The following is a 17509-nucleotide window of genomic DNA, read 5'->3' on the forward strand; positions in this document are numbered from 1 at the left end:
AAATGAAAACAGCATATATAGTAAAAGCATATAGAACAGCAGTTGGAAAAGCTCCAAAAGGTGTTTTTAGATTTAAAAGACCTGATGAATTAGCTGCAGAAACCATTCAGTTTATGATGGATGAACTGCCTGATTTTGATAAAAAACGTATCGATGACGTTATGGTAGGAAATGCCATGCCAGAAGCGGAACAAGGGCTTAACGTTGGACGTTTGATCTCTTTAATGGGATTAAAAGTTGAAGATGTTCCTGGTGTTACAGTTAACCGTTACTGCGCATCTGGATTAGAAACTATCGGAATGGCAACTGCAAAAATCCAATCAGGAATGGCAGATTGTATCATTGCCGGTGGTGCAGAAAGTATGAGTTTTATTCCGATGGGAGGTTACAAACCAACTCCGGATTATAAAGTTGCTGCTGCAGGTCACGAAGATTACTATTGGGGAATGGGTTTAACTGCTGAAGCGGTGGCTAACCAATACAAAATCTCAAGAGAAGATCAGGATGAGTTTGCTTACAACTCTCATATGAAAGCTTTGAAAGCTCAGGCAGAAGGAAAATTCGACAAACAAATCGTTCCAATTACTGTTGAGCAGACTTTCATCAACGAAAATGGTAAAAAAGAAACAAAATCATACGTTGTAAATAAAGATGAAGGACCAAGAGCTGGAACTTCTAAAGAGGCTTTAGCAGGTTTAAGACCTGTTTTTGCTGCTGACGGAAGTGTAACAGCTGGTAACTCTTCTCAAATGAGTGATGGTGCTGCATTCGTTTTAATCATGAGTGAAGAAATGGTAAAAGAATTAAATCTTGAACCAATCGCACGTTTAGTAAACTTTGCTTCTTCTGGTGTTGAGCCAAGAATTATGGGTATCGGTCCGGTAAAAGCTATTCCGAAAGCCTTGAAGCAAGCGGGATTAACATTAAACGATATTGAGTTAATCGAGTTAAACGAAGCTTTTGCTTCACAAGCTTTAGCTGTAACTCGCGAGTTAAATATTAACCCTGAAATCGTAAACGTAAACGGTGGAGCGATTGCTTTAGGTCACCCTCTAGGATGTACAGGAGCTAAACTTTCTGTTCAGTTATTTGATGAAATGAAACGCAGAGGTAATAAATACGGAATCGTTTCGATGTGTGTGGGAACTGGGCAAGGTTCTGCGGGGATTTACGAGGTATTGTAAGACAGTATTATAAGAAAGTATACATTCAGTTTGTCATTGCGAGGAACGAAGCAACCTCGCTAACAATTGCACAAGTTTTATTTTGCAAGTGCGGTTGCTTCGTTCCTCGCAATGACAAGATTGTGTACAAAAACCATAAATAAAAAACATACAAAAAAACATTAGCAATGGCAGATACAATCGAAAAAAACGTGACTCGTGGTGGTCAGTTTTTAGTTAAAGAAACAAAATGCGAGGATATCTTTACACCAGAAGATTTCTCGGAAGAGCAGTTAATGATGCGTGACTCTGTAAAAGAGTTCGTTGACAAAGAATTATGGGCGCATAAAGATCGTTTTGAGAAAAAAGATTACGCTTACACAGAATCATCTATGCGTAAAGCTGGTGAATTGGGACTTCTTGGAGTTGCGGTTCCTGAAGAATACGGTGGATTAGGAATGGGATTTGTTTCTACAATGTTGGTTTGTGACTACATTTCTGGAGCAACAGGTTCTTTCTCAACTGCTTTTGGTGCACATACAGGTATTGGAACTATGCCAATTACGCTTTATGGTACTGAAGAACAAAAGAAAAAATACGTTCCGAAATTAGCTTCTGGAGAATGGTTTGGAGCTTATTGCTTAACAGAACCAGGTGCAGGATCTGATGCTAACTCAGGAAAAACTAAAGCGGTTTTATCTGAAGACGGAAAATACTACTCTATTACAGGACAAAAAATGTGGATTTCGAATGCAGGTTTCTGCAGCGTTTTCATCGTTTTTGCTCGTATTGGAGATGATAAAAATATTACAGGTTTCATCGTAGAAAACGATCCTTCAAACGGAATTTCTATGAATGAAGAAGAGCATAAATTAGGAATCCGTGCTTCTTCTACTCGTCAGGTTTTCTTCAACGAAACAAAAGTTCCAGTTGAAAACATGTTATCTGAAAGAGGAAACGGTTTCAAAATCGCAATGAATGCTTTAAACGTTGGCCGTATTAAATTAGCAGCTGCATGTCTTGATGCGCAAAGAAGAGTTACTTCTGGAGCTGTAAAATATGCTAACGAAAGAATTCAGTTCAACACTTCTATTTCATCTTTTGGCGCTATCCGTTCTAAATTAGCTGAAATGGCGACTAATGCTTACGCCGGCGAAAGTGCTTCTTACCGTGCTGCAAAAGATATCGAAGACAGAATTGCTGCTCGTGAAGCAGAAGGAACTTCTCATCAAGAAGCTGAATTGAAAGGTGTTGAAGAATATGCTATCGAGTGTTCTATCTTGAAAGTAGCCGTTTCTGAAGACGTTCAATCTTGTTCTGATGAAGGAATTCAGATTTTTGGTGGAATGGGATTCTCTGAAGATACTCCAATGGAAAGTGCTTGGAGAGATGCTCGTATCGCTAGAATCTACGAAGGAACAAACGAAATCAACAGAATGCTTTCTGTAGGTATGTTGATCAAAAAAGCAATGAAAGGACACGTTGATTTACTTGGACCAGCAATGAAAGTTCAGGAAGAATTAATGGGAATTCCATCTTTTGATACTCCAGATTTCTCTGAATTATTTGCTGAGGAAAAAGGAATCATCGCAAACTTGAAAAAAGTTTTCTTAATGGTTGCTGGTAGCGCTGTTCAAAAATATGGTCCTGAATTAGATGCTCACCAACAGTTATTAATGGCTGCTTCTGACATCTTAATCGAAATTTACATGGCTGAAAGTACAATTCTGAGAACTGAAAAATTAGCAAAAGCTCAAGGCGAAGACAAAGTTCAAGAGCAAATCGCTATGGCAAAATTATACTTATACAAAGCTGTAGATATCGTAAACCTAAGAGGAAAAGAAGGAATTGCTTCTTTCGCTGAAGGTGATGAACAACGTATGATGTTAATGGGACTTAAACGTTTCACTAAATACACCAACTTGCCAAACGTAGTGGCATTGAGAGAAAAAATTGCCGCAAAATTAGTTGCCGAAGATACTTACTGCTTCTAATATAAAAATAGTTTTTAGCTTTTAATTTGTTTAAACCCGCACAACTCCGAAACTGTGCGGGTTTATTTTTGTGTTCTTTACGTAAATATGTACAATGATTAAGCGCAATATTTTTGCAACGATTTGCAAAATATTCGTTAAAATTAACTTTTTAAGGTCGATGAAATAGTTAAATATCAATTGTATTCCTTTATATTTAGCATTCTAAAAACGCTAAAAAAACATAAAATGAAACAAATTAACCTGATTGCCATGCTTTTGCTGTGCTGTTTATCAACAAATCTTTTTGCACAAAAAAACAAAAAAATGGATATCATAGCTTATTACACAGGCGATGATAAACTAATAAACGAATACGAAGTAAATAAGCTGGATCAAATTATCTTTAGTTTTTGCCATTTAAGAGATGGAAAATTAGGTGTTGACTCTCCTAAAGACTCAATTACTATTAAACATTTAGTTTCCTTAAAAGCTAAAAATCCACAATTAAAAATCATACTTTCACTTGGCGGCTGGGGTGGCTGCGAACCTTGCTCTGCTGCATTTTCTACTGCTGAGGGAAGATTAACTTTTGCTAAATCTGTAAAAGAAGTTAGTGATTATTTTAAAGTTGATGGTTTAGATTTAGATTGGGAATATCCATCTATCGAAGGTCTTCCTGGTCATTTATATCAGGCAGCTGACAAGCCAAATTTTACAGCACTTCTTAAAATCTTACGCTCAACATTAGGTAAAAAATATGAATTAAGTTTTGCTGCAGGTGGTTTTCAAAAATGTCTGGATGAATCTATCGATTGGAAAGCTGTTGCACCATATGTAAATCGCATTAATATTATGAGTTATGATTTAGTAAACGGTTATTCTAAAGTAACTGGACATCATACTCCATTATACAGTACAAATCCAAAAGAAGAATCAACAGACAGAGCTGTTACTTACTTGCTAAAACTTGGAATTCCTGCAGAAAAATTAGTTATTGGAGGTGCTTTTTACACTAGAACATGGAAAAACGTCGCTAATATAAACAATGGTCTTTATCAAGCTGGTGAACATATTCAAGGGGTTGATTTTAAAAACTTCGCTACTTATTATACGGAAGCTAACGGATGGAAATATTTTTGGGATGATAAAGCTAAAGCGCCTTACTGGTACAATGAAAAAGAAAAAACATTTGCAACTGGTGACGATTTAACTTCAATAAAAGCTAAAACAGAATATGCAAAAGCTAAGAAACTTGGTGGTATCATGTTCTGGGAACTTCCTCTAGATGCTCCTCGCAATGGAATGGTAAATACCATATACGAAACTAGAAACAAATAAAATCAGAATACTAAGCAACCTAAAAAAACTTTTTTTAGGTTGTTTTTTTTATAGTATTTTTGGGGTAACTCCCAAAAGCAAAGTATTATGATATTTTCGACTATAATTCGCAATACTATTTTTTATAAAAACATCATAATTAACTTCACTGTTTTAAAAGTACTTGCAGTTATACTTTTAACTGCAAGTCCAGTTTATACTTCTTATGCTCAAAATTCAATTTTAGAAGATAGTCTAAAACTAAAAAAGGAGATTCCTAAAAACACTAAAATTGAAAGTTTACTCAAATTAGATGAAGAGAAAAGCAGGCAGCTTTATATTGAAAATAAAATAACCAAAAATCATAATTTATTATTTGATGCCATTTCTAAAAACATTCAGGATGCCAATGTTATTTTAAAAACGGGTATTGATTACAAAGCTTTCACCACAGAACTAGATTATGCAATTAAACTAAAAAAAACAGCTATAGATGGTATAATCAAAAATCGAAATGATTTTCAAACGCTTAGAAACATAACCGTTACATCGATTATGCTTAATGAATTGCAGACGCGTCTAGAAATTCAGCTTTCAAAGATCAAAAACAACAGTATTGAGTTAAGCAAAATACAAGGAAAAATTGACTCTTTAACGATTCAAAAATCACTGTTTATACTTCCAAAAGATTCATTGCGAAAGATTCTATATTATGATCGTTATTCTCAAATGTACTCTAATGTCAACTCGCTTAATAAGCGATTTAAAGATGCACTTGACAGCATCAGCAAACTGCAAATAACTGCGAGACATTTTAAGTATGATCTTCAAAACGACATCATCGAAACCGATAATATTAGAAAAAACGAATTTCAAAATCTATTAGATTCTGATGGAACCATTTTTAGTACCAACTCAAGTGAAATGTCATTTTATGAATCGTTTTTTTACTCGCTTACTAAAGAATCGATAATATTAATATTCTTCATTTCAAATCATTTTAAAACAATTGTTTTAATGCTGCTACTTGCAGTAGTTTTAGTTATTTATCTGTTGTTTCTTAAAAAGAAATATAAAAAAGAGGGCGTTTACAATACCACAAAACTTTCCAAACAAATATTCAGGCACCCGGTTTCTTGTGCTGTATTAGTTTCATTTACTTTGTTCAATTTTTTCTTCACCTACCCTCCTTTTGCCTTTACAGCGCTCATTTGGCTGGTATCGATAATTGCTTTAACCATAGTAAATAAAGAATATTTTACTCCAAAAGAAAAGTTTGTATGGAAAGCTTATGTCATTATTATTCTTCTAGGATTGTATGACAATAATATTCTAACACATTCTGTAAAAGAGGTTATTTTAATTTTAATAATAGCTTTTTCATCAATTGCATTTACAATTTATAATCTAAAAAAGAATAAAGAGATTTTCAATCCCTTTTTTAAATACAGCTTATATGTTTTAATAACTTTTGAGATCGCTTCCATATTATTCATCCTAATTGGTAAAAACTATAATTTAGGAAAGCTTCTAGCCATAAACGGTATTATAACGGTTTTAATGTATTATTTATTCACCACAACATATCGTTTACTTGCTGACATTATAAACTATTCCAATTATTTGAGAGAATCAAACGAAGAGAAATTATTAAACAGCAACGAATTAGAACAAATCAGTACCAATCCTAAAATTAACACTTTATTTGTTCTTGGATGGCTGGTGTCTATAGGCAAGAATTCATACCTTTTTCAAGCTATTCTCGATCCAATTATTAGCTTTTTTACAGAACCTAGAAATATTGGTGACTTCAATTATTCGTATCAAAGTATTTTTGTTTTCTTTTTTATCATTATTGCTTCTGTAGTCATTGCTAAAATTGTCGCATTTTTAACCAGTACTTCTATTAATTCATCTTCAGGCGTTAAAAAAAATAAATTTGGCAGCTGGATGCTTTTCATACAAATTGCCATATTTAGTATCGGAATAAGTCTTGCTTTTATATCATCTGGTATTCCTGTTGACCGTTTAACGATTATTATTAGTGCTTTAGGTGTTGGTATCGGATTTGGGCTTCAAACATTAGTAAATAATATTGTCAGCGGTTTAATAATTGCTTTTGAAAAACCTGTTAATATAAATGATACAATTGAAATAGGCGGTCAAATGGTAAAAATGAAATCTATCGGTATACGAAGCAGTGTTGTGGGAACTTTTGACGGCGCTGATGTTATAATACCAAACGGAGATTTGTTGAGCCAGCATTTAACGAATTGGACGCTTTCAAACAATAAAAAACGAACAGACATTTCTATTGGAGTGGCTTACGGTAGTAATTTGGAAAATGTAAAATCCTTGTTGAATGAAATATTAAGAAACCATTCTTTAGTACTTCAATATCCAGAACCCATTATTTGGATAACTACTTTTAACAGCAGTTCGATCGACATTGTTATTAAATATTGGGTTGGAAATATAAATTTTGCAAGTGATGTAAAAAGTGATTTAATTATTGAAATTGATAAAGTTTTTAGAGCAAATAATATCGAGATTCCTTTTCCACAGCAAGATATCTATATTAAACAGGATCAAAATAAAAAGAAAGACGAAAACGAAAATTGAGCATAAAAAAAGGCAGTTATTCTAATAACTGCCTTTTTTATGCGAATATAAATCTCTTAATTCAATTTTGCTTTGTCTAATTCTCCAATAAACGGAATTGAATTTTGTATTTCGTTACGAATTGTTGTTTGAAGATAAACTTCTAACTGTATAAATTTTGCTGCATTTATAGATCCCACAGCTTTTTTTGCCTGACCATACGTTTTTGAAAATAACTTTTCGTAATCAATTTCATTTTTCAAAGCCGCTTTTGCCAATTGATCTGCTTTTTCATCTGTTAATGTTGCGTAATTAGCCGCATAATCATTAAGCAATTGAAATTTTGTTTGACCAAGAGCTTTACGCTGCGCTTCATAGCTGTCATAAACTTTTGTAAATGCTGCAGATTGAGTATCAGATAAATTCATGTATTCTTTTACAAGATCACTTTTCGATTTTCCATAAACACTTTGTACAACATCTAAATCTTCTTTAAAAGAAGATTGAGCATAAGAAGAAAACGTGGCCGCAGCCAAAATAAAAATAAGACTTAATTTTTTCATAATTTTGATTTTAAATTTGTTCTTAGTGGATTATGCATACTCAAATATACTGATTTTTAACACATTAATCGTACATTTTTTTTCTGTCTAAAAAAATGAATATTGATAAGCCGCTGATAAAGCATAATAATTAAGTCCGTTATTAGTATATGCTCCAACATGATACTGAAATTTTATAGACTGCCCTTTTGCTATAGGAGTTGAAAATGTTGCTCCTACCCGCCAATTATCAATTTGGCTGTCATCAGAAACACCATCTGTAATTGTTTTTCCGCCAAAAAACCAGTTTGTATTAAATCCTACCCACATTTTATTCTGAAAATAATAACTGGCATGTGCCTGTAAACTGTAAGTTGGCTTTTGCTCTAATTTTTTTCCAAGAAAATCATTATTATTAGTATAAAACCAAATACCGCCATAGGCTTCAGCATATACATGTGCAAAACGTTTTGAAACTCCAATTTCAGGTTTAAATCCCCAGCGGTTTGTTCCTATATTAACTTGTTTGTCATTATAATACCTGCCCGTTGGTATTGAGGTTACTAAACTTACCCCTAAAATCGTTTTTTGCTCAAAATTTCTAAATTCTGTCTTATCGAGTGCCGGCGAACCGAGTAAATTAATTCCTAACCGAACTTTCATATCTGCAAATCCAGTTCGTGATCCAGTTAAAACATCACCATTTGTACGTGTTTGCGAGCCATCCATGAATGTATAAGGCAATACAACTTGCACACGAGCCAATTTATCAGAAACTGCAAAAGTTCGAATATAATTTACTGCTAAATTGTGGCTGTGAAGCGTAAAATCTGTAATTGGCAGCGAAGGATCTGTGAGTACATTACCATTCATAAAAACATAACCAATTGCAGCAACATTCAAATCTTTAGCAACATTAGCGTAAACTCTTGGTTCTAAATCTTGACTATAGGAATTTAATACCCCAAAGAAAAATAATAATGTAAACAAACACTTTGCAGACAAAAAACAAGACGATTTTTTTAGCATAAAAATAATTCAGGGCATCATTAATAACAACTCTTTACTACTTATCCACAGCCTTCTTAGGCGCGCTTACTATACCATCATAAAAAATAGAAGATCTATTGTTACTGTTAACAGAAAGAGAACTGTTTCCATTAAAAAAGATGGTAAATACCAAATCAAAAACATCATTTTTCCCTTTAACTGTCGCTTTCACAATATAGTTTTTTTTATTCTTTTCAATCTTTAAATTATAAGGCACTCCTTCAAATTTAATTCCGCCGTCAGTTCCATATCCAACATTAAATCCACGTCCAAAAAAAGGTAAATCACAAGTTGTTTTTACAGTATTAAAATTTAAAAAATAAGTTTTATAATCTAAATCAATAATCCTGCCTCCTGTAGGAGTAGCTTTTTGCGCTTCAAAAACAAAATCTTTAGCCTCGATCAAAGCCTCAATTTCTTTCTGTTTTTGCAGTTCTCTCTCGGCCTTTAGTTCTTTCTTAGATTTTTGCTGTGCTGAGACAGAAAAATTTACAAAGACCAGCAATACTAATAAAATAGATAATTTAGTTTTCATTTTAAATAGCATTTATATTGTTTAACAATAAATCGTAATCAAAAAAAACAGTAAGTAACCTTACTGTTTTTTCGTGAATCTCATCATGACAATATCACCAGAAATAAATAGAAGTGTTTTTCCATCATCTGTAATATCATATGACGTTATTTTTTGAAGTGTATTCATATACACACTTTCTCCCTGTCCGTTAAGGCACATCATTTTAGTAACTGCCATAGGTTGTGTGAAATCTGTTTTATTACCATCTAAAACAAGTTTTCCTGTATAGGAATTACAACTATTATTACCCGAAACCTGACTGTCTTTTATATTAAAATTTATTGTTGGTTTCTTATTTGGATATAATCCTTCAAAGGCAATTCTTGGGCCCGTAATAAAATTAAGTTCCCAACTTCCATCAAGTTTAGCCGTTGCATCACCTTTTTTGTCTTTAGAAACACTACAAGAAAGCAGCATTATACTAAGAAAGGCTAAGATCGAAATTCTTTTCATCATAAAATTAAAGTATTAAATTTAAACAAATTGAGCCTATTTTTAAAGAAAAACAAGGCTCAAAATCACTACTAATTTACATATTATAATTCGTTTCGTATTGATACTTTCTATAAATTACAAGGAATAGTTTGACTTTTATTTAACTTTTACAACCTCGCTTTGTCGTTATTTTATGTTAAATTTACTTAATATTTAATTTAAATGCCCATAAATATGAAAAAAATAATCGCGTCTTTCGCTATAATTACAGCTTTAGTCATTGGCTGTAAAACAAATACAAAATCAAGTGATACCAAAACTCTGACTGTAGCTTTAGAACCTAAAAGCAACAGCAAGGTAGCAGGAACGGCAACTTTTACAGAGAAAAACGGTAAGGTGACTTTTACAGCAAAAATATCTGGATTAACACCGGGTGTTCACGCTATACACATTCACGAAAAAGCAGATTGTACTTCGGCTGATGGAAGTTCTGCAGGAGGACACTGGAATCCAACCTTTAAAAAGCATGGAAAATGGGGCGTTGGAGAGTATCACAAAGGTGATATTGGAAATTTCACTGCTGATGAAAAAGGAAATGGAACTATTACAATGACAACTGATGAATGGTGCATTGGCTGCGAAGATGAAACAAAAAATATTCTAGGAAAAGGTTTAATTGTTCATCAAGGTACTGATGACTTTACTACTCAACCAACTGGAAATGCCGGCGGAAGAGTTGCTTGCGCAGGAATTATCAAATAAATAAAACCTATAACCACTATTTTTTCACAAAAATCTAGTGGTTATTTTATTTTATATTCACACTAAAACAAGAAAAAGATATAGCTTTGCAGCTATAAATTGAAGTCAATGATTAACCCATCTGCACCAGGCTGGATAGACAAGTATTTTAGCGAACAAAAGTTTTCAGAAGCAATCCCTTTTGAGACTACAGATTCGTTTTATTATAAAGTTAGAGAAACTGGTTTTATTTATGGACATATTATTGCTATTGATTCTCGAATTCCAATTCCGATAAAAGGCTGGTTTAAAACCGAAATTTCTAAAGTCGCTTTACTAAATACACTTTACAATGTTTTTTGTTTAGAAAAAAGAGATTTTGAACCTCTTCATTTTATTACCGAAGTTTTAAAATTCTACAAACAAATGAATCCTGAAGGTTTCAATTTGTTTAAAATTTTACTACCAAAAGATACCCCTTCTTTATCTTTAGAAAATATAATAGATCAAAGAGTACAAACAAACGATAGTATTATCAGCAAAAACTTTTCGCATTTAGTTACCAATGCCCTTTTGTTTATTGATGTTTTGGCATTTAGACAATATTTAGTGCATGGCGAAATACCTGAAAAATATTTAAAACGAATTGAAGAAACTGTTCTTGGAATTGTTGGACTGGCATTAAAAACCAAAACCATCAAATCTCAGCATGATGATTTATTAATTAAACTTTTTGAAGCATCTATTCGTTATTCTAAATTCTCGAAAGTTACTGTTGAAACTTTAGAGACTTTACAACTGGACTATTTCAGCAATAAATTAGAGCAATATTACCTAATCGATATGGCTGGAATGGCTTTATGGAGTGATGGTGTTGTAGAAAATGAAGAAGCCTACTTTTTGTATTCATTAGGATCAATGATGGGCGTTTCTGATGATTTTGTTTCAAATAGTATTGCGACAACAAATGCCTTTATTACCACTCATAAAAAGAAAATTCCATACTTTAACTATTCCAATCCTGTCAAACATTTTTATGATCAAATGACACATAGTGTTGTAAAATTGATTGTAAGAAACAAAAACAGATTGGTTAAGGAAATTATCCAAAGTAAGGAATTAATGGTTTTATTGGCTTATTCTACTACGAGAGATTTGGATGCCAAGGAAAAGAAGAAAGTAAAAAAACAGCTTTTAGATATTTGCAAAACCATTCCGTCGCTTACTATCTTTTTACTTCCCGGCGGAAGTTTATTACTGCCCATTCTAATCAAGTTTATCCCAACATTATTACCGTCTGCTTTTAATGAAAATCTAGACGAAAACGAATAAAAAAAATCGCCCTTTTGAGGCGATTTTTTCATAACAATTTTTATTTAACTATTAAAGATCAAGCTGATAAACTTCATCAAGCTCTTCATTTGAACTAATATTTACATTTAAATCGGTAACAAAACCAGAATTTAATCCGTAAACCCATCCGTGAAGCATTAAATCTTGACCGCTTTTCCATGCACCTTGTACAATCGAAGTTTTTGCCAAGTTGTAAACCTGCTCTTTAGCATTGATTTCAACAAAAGCATTAAAACGTTCTGTTTCATCTTGAATTGAGTTTAAATATTTATCGTGTAAACGATACTCATCTTTAATATGACGAATCCAGTTATCGATAATTCCAACAGATTGCTGACCCATAGCCGCTTTTACGCCGCCACAACCGTAATGTCCGCAAACAATAACGTGTTTTACTTTTAAAACATTAACTGCATAATCCAAAACACTCAACATATTCATATCTGAGTGAACAACCATGTTTGCAATGTTTCTGTGTACAAAAACTTCACCAGCTTTTGCTCCAATAATTTCGTTTGCAGGAACACGACTGTCAGAACACCCAATCCATAATAAAGGCGGAGTCTGCCCTTTTGCTAAATCAGCAAAAAAATTAGGATCTAATGCTAATGACTTCTCAACCCATTGCTTATTGTTCTCTAGTAACTGCTTATAAAACTCTTTCATTTTTTTGATTTTTTGATTGGTACTTCAACATGCTTAAACATATTAAAAATAACTTACGGTAAAGTTATCTAATTTTCTAATACTTCTCACCATGAAGAAATACCTTTAATTAATATAATTTGTTTAAACTTTTTCTTTTTGTACCATTTCTCTTTTAGCAACATCGTAATAATGTTCTATAGAGACGTGATTATTATTTTCTGGCGTGTTTTCTAGTTCGTAAGCTTCTTTAAATCCTTTCAGCTTCACTTCGATGTTTTCGTCAATAGCGCGTGTTTCTTTAAACTCACGAATTAAATCTAAAACATCATGCGCAATATACTCTGTATCTTCTGCACTAATAACCACTTTAGAGTTTTCAGGGATCTCACTCAAAGTCAATTTAATTGCAGCTTTATTCAAGAAAGAAACTTCTTGTGCTAAATCGATATGAATAATATCTCCGTCTTCGTATTCTTCTTTCTTAAAGCTGTATGCTCTTTTTAAGTTTCCTCTTAATACGAAAATAACACTGATAATAATTCCTAACGCCACACCTTTAAGTAAATCTGTAGCTACAACAAATACTAAGGTTGCAACAAAAGGTATGAACTGATATTTTCCTTTTTCCCAGAAATGTTTAAATGTAGCTGGTTTAGCTAATTTATATCCTACCAAAATTAAAACGGTAGCTAATGTTGCCAATGGAATTTTATTCAAAATAGTAGGAATCGACAAAACACTTATCAATAATAATACACCGTGAATAATAGCCGACATTTTTGATTTTGCTCCTGCATTATTATTTGCAGAAGATCTCACTACCACAGAAGTCATTGGTAAACCTCCTAAAAGTGAACTCACAATATTACCAATACCTTGTGCTCTAAGCTCAACATTTGTATTCGTATAACGTTTTTGAACATCCATTCTGTCTGCAGCTTCAATACACAAAAGTGTCTCAATAGAAGCTACAATGGCAATTGTAATACCAACTACCCAAACCTGAGGATTTGTAACCGCAGCAAAATTTGGTGTAATTAAAATAGATTTAAATTCGTCAAAAGATTTTGGAACTGGCAATGAAACCAAATGTTCTTTTGCAATCGCCAATGAGCTTCCTGAAGAAACAAAAAATTCGTTTAAAACTACTCCTAGAACAACAGCAACAAGCGCACCTGGAACTAACTTTAATTTCTTTAAAAAAGGAACTTTATCCCAAGAAATTAAAATAGCAAGAGAAACAAGCGAAATTACCACCGCTCCTAAGTGAATGTGATTAACTACATCAAACAGAAATGAAAATGAATTACTTCCGTCATTTTGAACGAAAGCCTGATCACCTTCAAAATCTGCATCGTAACCAAATGCGTGAGGTAATTGTTTTAAAATAATGATAATTCCAATACCTGCCAACATTCCTTCGATAACATTTGTTGGAAAATAATTGGAGATACTTCCGGCTTTTAAAAACCCTAATGCTAATTGAATTAGTCCTGCAATAAAAACAGACATCAAAAACACATCAAAAGCACCTAAATCAGTAATCGCGGTTAAAATAATAGCTGTTAGTCCGGCAGCTGGTCCTGAAACGCTGATATGCGACTGGCTCAAATAACCAACTACTATACCACCAATAACACCTGCAATAATTCCAGAAAATAAAGGCGCTCCAGAAGCCATTGCAATACCTAAACACAACGGAAGAGCGACCAAGAAAACCACTAAACCTGAAGCAAAGTCAGACTTAAGGTTGGCAAAAAGATTAATTTTTTTTGTCATAATACAATACTAAATAAATTATTCATCAAAGTTTTACCGCACTTAATCAAAAATGCAGTTAGTTCAAAATAAATCGGAAGTATTATGCCAAGTTGGGAGGTGGAGCAAAAATGCTCGGAGAAATATTGTCTAGTTTTACAATATTTTCAGACGCAATCGTCTTTTTTTCAATATAAACAGGCATAACAACTTCATGTTGAAGTATTGCTGGGTATACAGCAGCCTTAAGTTCTTTATGAGAATGCTCTTCTTCAGAAAAACTGAAAAATATAGACGTATCTGTGCTTTTCTTCATCACCGTAATAATTGTAGGGGTAGATAAGAAAGCAATAAATATGAATAATAATATGCGAGCAACTAATTTCATTCCAGCAAAAATAACGTTATACAAACAAAATCAAAGCATCAAACCAAAATTTTCATAGAAATTTAACATTCATAAAAAAGGCAGAATGGGTAACCTACTCATTCCGCCTCTTAATTTATTAACAAACAAGTTATTATAACTCCTCGTCAAGCCAAGCGTTCATCATCCAGATCGTTTTTTCCTGCTCTGCAATAAAATCACTCATCATCGAATTCGTACCTTCATCGTTAATTTCTGCAGATTTATTCAAGATTTCACGCTCAATTTTTAGCAAATCCGATAAAGAGCTCACAATTAAATGAACCGCTTTCTCATCATTTGATATATTTTTTCCAACAGTTAATTTGTTATTTTTAATATAATCCTCAAATGTATGTAAAGGCGTTCCTCCAATTGTCAAAACTCGTTCGGCGATCATATCAATTTTTAATTGTGAATCTGTATACAATTCTTCGAACTTAACATGCAGATCAAAAAAACGTTTCCCTCTAATATTCCAATGAATTCCTCTTAGATTTTGATAATAAACTTGAAAATTTGACAATAGAACATTTAATTCTTTTACTAATAACTCTGATTCTTTTACTGGAAGTCCTAAAATATTTGTTTTCATAATTTTCATTTTTTATAATGAGTTTACTACAAATTTAAGCTAACTTCTTCAAAAAAAACATAAAAAAAAATTATATTTAGTTATTTTTGCATCAAAAAATTCTATTAAAATGACGATAACTCAATTACAATATGTATTAGCCGTTGCAGAGCATAAAAATTTTACGCTTGCTGCTGAAAAATGCTTTGTTACTCAGCCTACTTTAAGTATGCAGATCCAAAAAATTGAAGAAGAATTAAATATTTTAATATTCGACCGAAGCAAAAAACCCATTCAGCTTACGGATATTGGGCAAAAGATTGTAAACCAAGCAAAAAATATTGTAAACGAAGCTGACCGAATTAAAGATATTGTTGAACAGCAAAAAGGTTTTATTGGCGGAGAATTTCGACTAGGAATTATCCCAACCATTATGCCGACTCTTTTACCTATGTTTTTAAATAATTTCATTAAGAAATATCCAAAGGTTAAACTTTTAATTGAAGAGCTTAATACGGATGAAATTATTGTAAAATTAAAAAACGGTCATTTGGATGCAGCTATTGCAGCAACTCCGCTTGAAGATGAAAAAATAAAAGAGATCGTTTTATACTTTGAACCATTTGTAGCCTATATTCCAGAACATCACAGCAGTTTTCAAAAAGAAGAAATCGAAGTTGCTGATTTAAACATAAATGAAATTTTACTTTTACAAGACGGGCATTGTTTTAGAGATGGAATTTTGAATTTATGCAAACACAGTGCTGATGCTGAACAAAATAATTTTCAAATTCAAAGTGGAAGTTTTGAAACTTTGATAAAACTAGCCGATGAAGGGTTGGGCACAACACTACTTCCGTATTTGCACACTTTAGATTTAAAAGAATCCGACAAACTGAAACTACGAAATTTTAAGGAACCAAAACCTGCTCGCGAAGTAAGTTTAATTTACCCGAAGAGCGAATTAAAAATGCAAATTATTGATGCACTTAGATCAACAATTGCCGGCGTCGTAAAAGGAGCCATTGTTTTTCAAAACGTGCAAATCATCAGCCCGCTGCAAAAGAAATAAAAATAAAAAAGGAGCCAATTTCGGCTCCTTTTCTTTTATACTTTAATTAGTAGTAGACTTTGTTTTAGTTCTGGTTTTTCAATTATAAAATTTAATAACCATTCTTGCAATTGTTCCATTTCGTATGGCAACAGTGTTTTGATAGCTTTTTCTAGTTCTTTACAGAAAAGTATCGGATCGAAACTTACTCTTTCAAGTATTGATTTCGTATAATCAAACATTATTTTTGACATAATAAAATAAGATTTTCGGGGGTTATCTATTATTTTAAACTCGAGCCAAATTTAAGCAAATATCATTCATAAAGACAATTTTTAACTTATTTTTTTAAAAACTTTAGCAGCGAATACGTTTTCTTACTACACATAAATCAATATAGAATCGTTCTAAACAACTCATTTAAACCTTTTTAAAAGCTCTAAACATTTCTCTTTTTCCAGGAGGACCTGTTAATTTTTCAACAGTAAAACCAACCTCAATCATGCTTCTTTTAACAACTCCGCGAGCAGCGTATGTAACAAGAACGCCATTTGGCTTTAAACTATTGTACATTTTCTGAAAAATAGCTGTACTCCAAAGCTCCGGCTGTACTCGATACCCAAAGGCATCAAAGTAAATCAAATCAAAAATTTCTAAATCGTCAATTTCATCAAAAAATTGTTTTCTTTTAGTTAACGAAAATTTCGAGTCGATTTTTACTTCCTGATTCCACTCACTTTCATGCATTTTTTTAAATACTTCCGAAAAACTTTCTGCTTCTAATTCTTCAACATAATTCATTGCCAAAACTTCATTTGCAGCAATCGGATATGCTTCTACTCCAACATAATTAATATGCTGCTGTTTTTGTTCTGATTCTAAAAAAGTAATAAAAGCATTTAAACCAGTTCCAAAACCAATTTCAAGAATAGAAACAGGATTACTTTCAAATAATGACAACCCATTTTTTATAAATACGTGTTTTGCTTCTTGAATAGCACCATGTTTGGAATGGTAACTTTCGTTCCATTCTTCCAAATGAATTGTTGTTGAACCATCTAGCGTTTTAATTATTTCTCTTTTCACTATTTTCGAATTTTTCAATGGTTTTACATTGAATTATAGACTTTTTGATCAGTCAAATTTAGTCAAAACAAATGCGTAAAGCCTTAAAAAACGACACTTTTTTCATAAAATCTTTATAAAACTTCGCTAAAATTTTAGGTTTATTATAAGATAAACAAATCTCAGTCAAATACAGGAATTAATGCAGTTTTACTAAACAAATTATATATTTTTCCGTAATTTTGCATTCAA

Annotated in this window: 17 protein-coding genes; 7 read left to right on the top strand and 10 right to left on the bottom strand. The window is 32.4% G+C overall.

Translation table 11 applies throughout. The features are described 5' to 3' along the window. Positions 1 to 2: 2 nt before the first annotated feature. The 4 genes from BOW57_RS11940 to BOW57_RS11955 all read left to right on the top strand — a co-directional run bounded on the left by BOW57_RS11940 (position 3) and on the right by BOW57_RS11955 (position 7078). Entirely contained in the window at positions 3 to 1184 is a 1182-nt protein-coding gene (locus BOW57_RS11940) for an acetyl-CoA C-acyltransferase (protein WP_129054531.1), read from the top strand. 167 nt (positions 1185 to 1351) lie between these two features. Beyond that, positions 1352 to 3157, top strand: coding sequence for an acyl-CoA dehydrogenase family protein (locus BOW57_RS11945; RefSeq protein ID WP_115888680.1), 1806 nt, complete (start codon positions 1352 to 1354; stop codon positions 3155 to 3157). Positions 3158 to 3385: 228 nt separating this feature from the next. Continuing rightward, entirely contained in the window at positions 3386 to 4477 is a 1092-nt protein-coding gene (locus tag BOW57_RS11950; protein WP_129054533.1) for a glycoside hydrolase family 18 protein, read from the top strand. Positions 4478 to 4564: 87 nt separating this feature from the next. Further along, positions 4565 to 7078: a mechanosensitive ion channel family protein gene (locus tag BOW57_RS11955; protein WP_129054534.1), complete on the top strand. Its 2514-nt coding sequence runs from the start codon at positions 4565 to 4567 to the stop codon at positions 7076 to 7078. A gap of 56 nt (positions 7079 to 7134) precedes the next feature. Here the strand turns inward: BOW57_RS11955 and BOW57_RS11960 are convergent, their stop codons facing one another. The 4 genes from BOW57_RS11960 to BOW57_RS11975 all read right to left on the bottom strand — a co-directional run bounded on the left by BOW57_RS11960 (position 7135) and on the right by BOW57_RS11975 (position 9682). Beyond that, positions 7135 to 7620 carry a hypothetical protein gene (locus BOW57_RS11960; RefSeq protein ID WP_089053186.1) on the bottom strand — a complete coding sequence of 162 codons (486 nt, stop codon included), beginning with the start codon at positions 7618 to 7620 and terminating at the stop codon, positions 7135 to 7137. Positions 7621 to 7707: 87 nt separating this feature from the next. Then, positions 7708 to 8604 carry a transporter gene (locus BOW57_RS11965; RefSeq protein ID WP_241687438.1) on the bottom strand — a complete coding sequence of 299 codons (897 nt, stop codon included), beginning with the start codon at positions 8602 to 8604 and terminating at the stop codon, positions 7708 to 7710. A gap of 61 nt (positions 8605 to 8665) precedes the next feature. Continuing rightward, positions 8666 to 9184, bottom strand: coding sequence for a DUF4251 domain-containing protein (locus BOW57_RS11970; protein WP_129054539.1), 519 nt, complete (start codon positions 9182 to 9184; stop codon positions 8666 to 8668). 60 nt (positions 9185 to 9244) lie between these two features. Beyond that, entirely contained in the window at positions 9245 to 9682 is a 438-nt protein-coding gene (locus tag BOW57_RS11975; protein ID WP_129054541.1) for an META domain-containing protein, read from the bottom strand. 213 nt (positions 9683 to 9895) lie between these two features. Between BOW57_RS11975 and BOW57_RS11980 the strand changes: the two genes are divergently transcribed. Both BOW57_RS11980 and BOW57_RS11985 read left to right on the top strand, forming a co-directional pair. Next, positions 9896 to 10423, top strand: coding sequence for a superoxide dismutase family protein (locus tag BOW57_RS11980; protein WP_129054543.1), 528 nt, complete (start codon positions 9896 to 9898; stop codon positions 10421 to 10423). Between the two features lie 108 nt (positions 10424 to 10531). Then, on the top strand, positions 10532 to 11734 hold the full coding sequence (locus BOW57_RS11985; protein ID WP_129054545.1) for an LETM1-related biofilm-associated protein: 1203 nt from the start codon (positions 10532 to 10534) through the stop codon (positions 11732 to 11734). 51 nt (positions 11735 to 11785) lie between these two features. On the opposite strand, the gene can is transcribed toward BOW57_RS11985, so the two are convergent. The 4 genes from can to BOW57_RS12005 form a co-directional block, all read right to left on the bottom strand. Continuing rightward, entirely contained in the window at positions 11786 to 12421 is a 636-nt protein-coding gene (gene can / locus BOW57_RS11990; protein ID WP_089053179.1) for a carbonate dehydratase, read from the bottom strand. A gap of 123 nt (positions 12422 to 12544) precedes the next feature. After that, complete coding sequence (locus BOW57_RS11995; RefSeq protein ID WP_129054547.1) at positions 12545 to 14182, bottom strand: SulP family inorganic anion transporter; 1638 nt, start codon at positions 14180 to 14182, stop codon at positions 12545 to 12547. 82 nt (positions 14183 to 14264) lie between these two features. Then, complete coding sequence (locus tag BOW57_RS12000; RefSeq protein WP_089053177.1) at positions 14265 to 14549, bottom strand: hypothetical protein; 285 nt, start codon at positions 14547 to 14549, stop codon at positions 14265 to 14267. A gap of 133 nt (positions 14550 to 14682) precedes the next feature. Beyond that, on the bottom strand, positions 14683 to 15162 hold the full coding sequence (locus tag BOW57_RS12005) for a Dps family protein (protein WP_089053277.1): 480 nt from the start codon (positions 15160 to 15162) through the stop codon (positions 14683 to 14685). Positions 15163 to 15271: 109 nt separating this feature from the next. Between BOW57_RS12005 and BOW57_RS12010 the strand changes: the two genes are divergently transcribed. Continuing rightward, on the top strand, positions 15272 to 16213 hold the full coding sequence (locus tag BOW57_RS12010; RefSeq protein ID WP_129054549.1) for a LysR substrate-binding domain-containing protein: 942 nt from the start codon (positions 15272 to 15274) through the stop codon (positions 16211 to 16213). Between the two features lie 35 nt (positions 16214 to 16248). Here the strand turns inward: BOW57_RS12010 and BOW57_RS12015 are convergent, their stop codons facing one another. Together BOW57_RS12015 and mnmD are read right to left on the bottom strand one after the other, a co-directional pair. After that, positions 16249 to 16446, bottom strand: a complete 198-nt coding sequence (locus tag BOW57_RS12015; protein ID WP_089053175.1) for a hypothetical protein — start codon at positions 16444 to 16446, stop codon at positions 16249 to 16251. Positions 16447 to 16612: 166 nt separating this feature from the next. Next, positions 16613 to 17278 (bottom strand): tRNA (5-methylaminomethyl-2-thiouridine)(34)-methyltransferase MnmD, encoded by a 666-nt coding sequence (gene mnmD / locus BOW57_RS12020; protein ID WP_129054551.1) that lies wholly within the window; start codon positions 17276 to 17278, stop codon positions 16613 to 16615. Between the last annotated feature and the right edge of the window lie 231 nt (positions 17279 to 17509).

Source organism: Flavobacterium sp. YO64 (assembly GCF_004119505.1).
In the GTDB taxonomy this organism is placed as follows: Bacteria; Bacteroidota; Bacteroidia; order Flavobacteriales; family Flavobacteriaceae; genus Flavobacterium; species Flavobacterium oncorhynchi.

What these genes read in the sequence shown, in the direction of transcription:
- BOW57_RS11940 (WP_129054531.1), top strand. Translation starts at nt 3, where the DNA reads ATGAAAACAGCATATATAGTAAAAGCATATAGAACAGCAGTTGGAAAA.
- BOW57_RS11945 (WP_115888680.1), top strand. Translation starts at nt 1,352, where the DNA reads ATGGCAGATACAATCGAAAAAAACGTGACTCGTGGTGGTCAGTTTTTA.
- BOW57_RS11950 (WP_129054533.1), top strand. Translation starts at nt 3,386, where the DNA reads ATGAAACAAATTAACCTGATTGCCATGCTTTTGCTGTGCTGTTTATCA.
- BOW57_RS11955 (WP_129054534.1), top strand. Translation starts at nt 4,565, where the DNA reads ATGATATTTTCGACTATAATTCGCAATACTATTTTTTATAAAAACATC.
- BOW57_RS11960 (WP_089053186.1), bottom strand. Translation starts at nt 7,620, where the DNA reads ATGAAAAAATTAAGTCTTATTTTTATTTTGGCTGCGGCCACGTTTTCT.
- BOW57_RS11970 (WP_129054539.1), bottom strand. Translation starts at nt 9,184, where the DNA reads ATGAAAACTAAATTATCTATTTTATTAGTATTGCTGGTCTTTGTAAAT.
- BOW57_RS11975 (WP_129054541.1), bottom strand. Translation starts at nt 9,682, where the DNA reads ATGATGAAAAGAATTTCGATCTTAGCCTTTCTTAGTATAATGCTGCTT.
- BOW57_RS11980 (WP_129054543.1), top strand. Translation starts at nt 9,896, where the DNA reads ATGAAAAAAATAATCGCGTCTTTCGCTATAATTACAGCTTTAGTCATT.
- BOW57_RS11985 (WP_129054545.1), top strand. Translation starts at nt 10,532, where the DNA reads ATGATTAACCCATCTGCACCAGGCTGGATAGACAAGTATTTTAGCGAA.
- can (WP_089053179.1), bottom strand. Translation starts at nt 12,421, where the DNA reads ATGAAAGAGTTTTATAAGCAGTTACTAGAGAACAATAAGCAATGGGTT.
- BOW57_RS11995 (WP_129054547.1), bottom strand. Translation starts at nt 14,182, where the DNA reads ATGACAAAAAAAATTAATCTTTTTGCCAACCTTAAGTCTGACTTTGCT.
- BOW57_RS12000 (WP_089053177.1), bottom strand. Translation starts at nt 14,549, where the DNA reads ATGAAATTAGTTGCTCGCATATTATTATTCATATTTATTGCTTTCTTA.
- BOW57_RS12005 (WP_089053277.1), bottom strand. Translation starts at nt 15,162, where the DNA reads ATGAAAACAAATATTTTAGGACTTCCAGTAAAAGAATCAGAGTTATTA.
- BOW57_RS12010 (WP_129054549.1), top strand. Translation starts at nt 15,272, where the DNA reads ATGACGATAACTCAATTACAATATGTATTAGCCGTTGCAGAGCATAAA.
- BOW57_RS12015 (WP_089053175.1), bottom strand. Translation starts at nt 16,446, where the DNA reads ATGTCAAAAATAATGTTTGATTATACGAAATCAATACTTGAAAGAGTA.